Source organism: Kitasatospora sp. NPDC059571 (assembly GCF_042735675.1).
GTDB lineage: Bacteria > Actinomycetota > Actinomycetes > Streptomycetales > Streptomycetaceae > Kitasatospora.
The window spans coordinates 1-4,279 of record NZ_JBHWBW010000586.1 but is presented as its reverse complement, the minus strand read 5'-3'; the positions used below and the strand labels follow the sequence as shown (position 1 = coordinate 4,279).

At 76.0% G+C, this 4,279-nt stretch carries 4 protein-coding genes; 2 read left to right on the top strand and 2 right to left on the bottom strand.

All coding sequences use genetic code 11. The features are described 5' to 3' along the window. A partial coding sequence (locus tag ACFV0G_RS36035; RefSeq protein ID WP_380557037.1) for a LytR C-terminal domain-containing protein occupies positions 1-588 on the top strand: 588 nt, incomplete at its 5' end. Positions 589-761: 173 nt separating this feature from the next. Beyond that, positions 762-2,354, top strand: a complete 1,593-nt coding sequence (locus ACFV0G_RS36030) for an LCP family protein (protein ID WP_380557035.1) — start codon at positions 762-764, stop codon at positions 2,352-2,354. A 54-nt stretch (positions 2,355-2,408) separates the two neighbouring features. Here ACFV0G_RS36030 and ACFV0G_RS36025 read toward each other — a convergent pair whose 3' ends face one another. Together ACFV0G_RS36025 and ACFV0G_RS36020 are read right to left on the bottom strand one after the other, a co-directional pair. Next, positions 2,409-3,056: an acyltransferase gene (locus ACFV0G_RS36025; RefSeq protein WP_380557033.1), complete on the bottom strand. Its 648-nt coding sequence runs from the start codon at positions 3,054-3,056 to the stop codon at positions 2,409-2,411. Between the two features lie 46 nt (positions 3,057-3,102). Further along, positions 3,103-4,143, bottom strand: coding sequence for a glycosyltransferase family 2 protein (locus ACFV0G_RS36020; RefSeq protein ID WP_380557031.1), 1,041 nt, complete (start codon positions 4,141-4,143; stop codon positions 3,103-3,105). Positions 4,144-4,279 lie beyond the last annotated feature (136 nt).

The window sequence follows — 4,279 nt, the reverse complement described above, 5'->3', positions numbered from 1 at the left end:
GGGGTCCTCCACCCGCCCGCGGCCGGGCAGCTGTTCGCGCGGGTCGCCGAGGCCGGGCCGATCGGCGACGCGGGCCGCGCCGACACCGCGGCGTCCGCCGCCGCGGCCCGCTCCACGGCCACCGCCGCCAGCCGCGCCTCCGGCCGGCCCTCGCCCGCCGCGCTGCTCGACCCGGCCCGGGTAGAGGTGACCGTCCGCAACGGCACCGGGATCGGCCGGCAGGCCGGCCGGGCCGCCGCCGAACTCCAGGCCAAGGGCTTCACCCGGGCCGAGGCCGGCGGTAACGCCCCTCCGGCCAGCACCAGTTCGGTCGGCTACCCGGCGGGCCGGGCGGAGGAGGCGGCGGCGCTGGCCACCGCCCTCGGACTGCCCGCCGGCTCCGTGCGGCAGAGCGCCTCGCTCGGCGCGAAGGACGCGCTGGTGGTGGTGCTCGGCACCGACTACACCGGGCCGGCCGCCGGAACCCCGGCCGCGTCCGCCGGCACCGCCGGCGCCTCCGCCGGCCCGGACGCCCCGCCGACGCCGAGCGGCACCCCGGCCGACCTCCAGCGGGTGGCCGCCGACGACACCGGGGTGTGCGCCCGCTGACGGCGGCTCACCCGCGGGGTGTTCCGGTACGGACGAGCCGGGCGGTGTGACGTATCCGCCCGGCTCGCGCGTCTGTCTGGTGAGAACACCGGCCGGCGCGGGGAAGGCACGTCGCCGCCCGGTCCAGAAGACCGCGCGGACCCCACCGGCGCGGTGGGGAGAGGCGGCCGAGCATGACCAGCGTGGAGCCGATACCGGGCGGCCGGGCCGCCGCACGACGGGCCAAAGGGGCCGGAGGGGCCGGCAGCAGGCGCCGGCTGCGGCGCCGGCGCTGGCTGCGCGCGGTCGCCGTCACCACCGGCGCCACCCTGGTGGCCGGCTGCGGCGCCGGCTACCTGTACTACCGGCACCTCAACGGCAACATCCGGGCCGGCACCAAGAACCTGACGGACTCCCACGGCGAGCGCACCGCACCCAACGCGAAGGGGCAGACGCCGCTCAACATCCTGCTCATCGGCACCGACAGCCGGGCCTCGCAGGAGAACATCGACCTCGGCGGCTCGGCGGGGGACGCCTCCCGGCCCGCCCTCGCCGACGTCCAGATGCTGCTGCACGTCTCCGCGGACCGCAGCAACGCCTCACTGATCAGCATCCCGCGCGACACCCGGGTCGACATCCCCGCCTGCCACGACGAGAAGGGCCGGCAGTCCGCCGCGCTCCCCCGCACGATGATCAACACGGCGCTCGCCCAGGGCGGCCCCGGCTGCGTGCTCGGCACCTGGGTCGCGCTCACCGGCATCGACATCGACCACTACATGATGGTCGACTTCAGCGGCGTGGTGCGGATGGCCGACGCGGTCGGCGGCGTCCCCGTCTGCGTCGACCGCAACATGTACGACCGCTACCGGCCCGGCCACGGCGGCACCGGGCTGAAGCTGACCAAGGGCACCCACGTGGTCCAGGGCGTGCAGGCTCTGCAGTGGCTGCGCACCCGCGACGCATGGGGCTCCGACATCAACCGGACCAAGGCCCAGCACCTGTACCTCAACTCCATGGTCCGCCAGCTCAAGTCCAGCGGGCGGATGTCCGACCCCGGCCAGCTGATGTCCCTGGCCGAGGCAGCGACCAAGTCGCTGAGCGTCGACAAGGACCTGGCCGACCTGAAGAAGCTGTACGACCTGGGCGAGCAGCTGCGCCAGGTGCCGGCCGAGCGGATCAGCTCGCTGACGGTGCCCGTCGTCGAGGACCCGAGCGACCGGAACCGCCTGCTGCTGAAGCCCGGTGACACCGAGCAGATCTGGAAGATGCTGATCGCCGACACCCCGCTGGACGCCAAGGGCGCCCCGGCCGGGACGGCCTCGGGCGGACCGTCGGCGCCCTCCTCCCCGAGCACGCCGGCGGCGGACGCGGCGGTGAGTGCGCCGGCGGTCGCCAAGGGCTCCGTCGCGGTCACCGTCCAGAACGCGTCCGGCGGCGGCACCCGCGCCGCCCGGATCAGCGCGGCGCTCAACGCCGCGGGCTTCACCGGGGCGAGGCCCGCGCCCGGTGGCGGCTCCCGCGCCACCACCCGGCTGACCTACGGCAGCGGGCAGCTGGCGCAGGCACAGGCCGTGGCCGCGGCCCTGCACCTGCCGGCCGACGCGCTGGCCGAGTCCGGCCCCGCCCGGGGCCTCACCCTGGTGATCGGCGCGGACTGGAAGAGCGGCACCGCCTTCACCGCGGCCCCGGCGCCCACCGCGGTGCCCACCTCGGTTGCGGTCGAGACGGCCGACGACGACAAGAACTGCATGACGGTGGTGCCGCAGGGGAACCTCTACACCTTCTGACGGCGCCTCCGGTGACGCCGCACCGGATACGGTGCGGCGCCGCCGCGGTGCCGGTCAGCCGGCGGCGGGCCCGTCCGGGGCAGCAGGGGGCGGGTCGGCCGGGGTGAGCGCGCCGTCGCGCTCGACGTACTCCTCGGCCGTCCGCGGGCAGCGCCAGCGCCCCTCGCCGGCCGGCTCCAGCGGCTCGCCGGCCCGGCCGACCCACTTGATCCGGCGGGCCGGCACCCCGGCGACCAGGGCGTAGTCCGGGACGTCGCGGTGCACGACCGCGCCGGCCGCCACCAGGGCCCACCGGCCGACGGTGACACCGGCGACCAGCACCGCGCGCCCGCCGATCGAGCAGCCCTCGCGGAGCGTCACCCCGCGGGCGTGCCAGTCGTCGCCGCGCTTCAGCCGGCCGTCCGGGTCGACGGACCGCGGGTACAGGTCGTTGGTCAGCACGGCGGCCGGGCCGACGAACACGCCGTCCTCGACGACCGCCGGCTCGTACACCAGCGCGTGGTTCTGCAGTTTGACCCGGTCCCCGAGCCGCACTCCCGGGCCGACGTACGCACCCCGGCCGATGATGCACTCGGCGCCGATCTCGGCGTGCTCGCGCACCTGCGCCAGGTGCCAGACGGTGCTGCCCGGGCCGATGACCGCCCGCTCGTCCACGTCCGCGGTCGGCTCGATGCGCACGCGGGCCCCCTCGGTGATCCCCATGGCGCCGAAGATAGCGCCGCGGGACGGGCCGAGGGGGCTTTTCGGGTCAGGCGTGCTCGGTGCGCGGGGCCATCGGCTCCGGCCGCTTGCTGGCGATCACCCGGCGGGCCAGCGACCGCGGCGAGGTGAGGAAGCCGAAGCCCCAGCTCATGTGCATGGTGGCGAGCGCCACCGGCAGCTGCAGCCGGGCCTTCGCGGACAGGCCGCGGCCCTCGACCACCGAACCGCCCAGGATGCCCAGCAGGTAGCCGCCCGGCACCACCAGGAAGGCGGGGTGCACGGCGGCGCCCAGCACCAGGCCCAGCACGCAGGCCGCCAGCGCGGCCGGCGGGGCGAGGTAGCGCAGGTTCACCGAGCCGCGGTGGTAGCGGGTCACCACCCGGCGCCAGCGCCCGTAGTCCTTGTACTGCTTCGCCAGCGCCCGCACGCTCGGCCGCGGCCGGTAGGTGACCCGCAGCTGCGGGGTGAACCAGATCAGTCCGCCGTCCTGGCGGATCCGGTAGTTCAGCTCCCAGTCCTGGGCGCGGATGAACTCCTCGTTGTAGCCGCCCTGCTGCTCCAGCACCTCGCGGCGGAAGACACCGAGGTAGACGGTCTCCGCCGGGGCGGCCAGGCCGCCGGTGTGGAAGGCCGCGTTGCCGACGCCGATCTTGGAGGTCATGGCGGCGGCGACCGCCTTCTCCCACTCGGTCTCGCCCTCGGCGTGCATGATGCCGCCGACGTTGGCCGCCTCCATCTCGCTCAGCAGCCGGACGGCGGTGGTGATGTAGCCGGGGGTGAGCAGGCCGTGGCCGTCGACCCGCACCACGATGGGGTGGCGCGAGCCGCGGATCGCGGCGTTCAGCCCGGCCGGGGTACGGCCGGTGGGGTTGGGCACCGTCCGGACCCGCGGGTCCTCGGCGACCAGCTCGGCGGCGATCTCGTCCGTCCGGTCGGTGGACGGACCGAGCGCGATCACCACCTCCAGATCGCCGGCGTACTCCTGCTCCAGGATGTGCCGGACGGCGGTGCGCAGGTGACGTTCCTCATTGAGCACCGGCATGATCACGGAGACCGCCGGCAGCTCCTCAGCAGCCTTGGTGTTCATCGCGCCCCACCGTACCGGCGCCGACCCCGCGGTGTCAGATGAGGGTGCCGCTGCGGCCGGCCGCCGAGCTGAGCCGGCGCCGCGGCGACGGGGGCGGCGCGCGCCCCGCGCGGGGGGGGCGCGGCCCCCCCCCCCC

Coding starts and splice junctions, on each gene's coding strand:
- ACFV0G_RS36030 (WP_380557035.1), top strand. CDS start 762: ATGACCAGCGTGGAGCCGATACCGGGCGGCCGGGCCGCCGCACGACGG.
- ACFV0G_RS36025 (WP_380557033.1), bottom strand. CDS start 3,056: ATGGGGATCACCGAGGGGGCCCGCGTGCGCATCGAGCCGACCGCGGAC.
- ACFV0G_RS36020 (WP_380557031.1), bottom strand. CDS start 4,143: ATGAACACCAAGGCTGCTGAGGAGCTGCCGGCGGTCTCCGTGATCATG.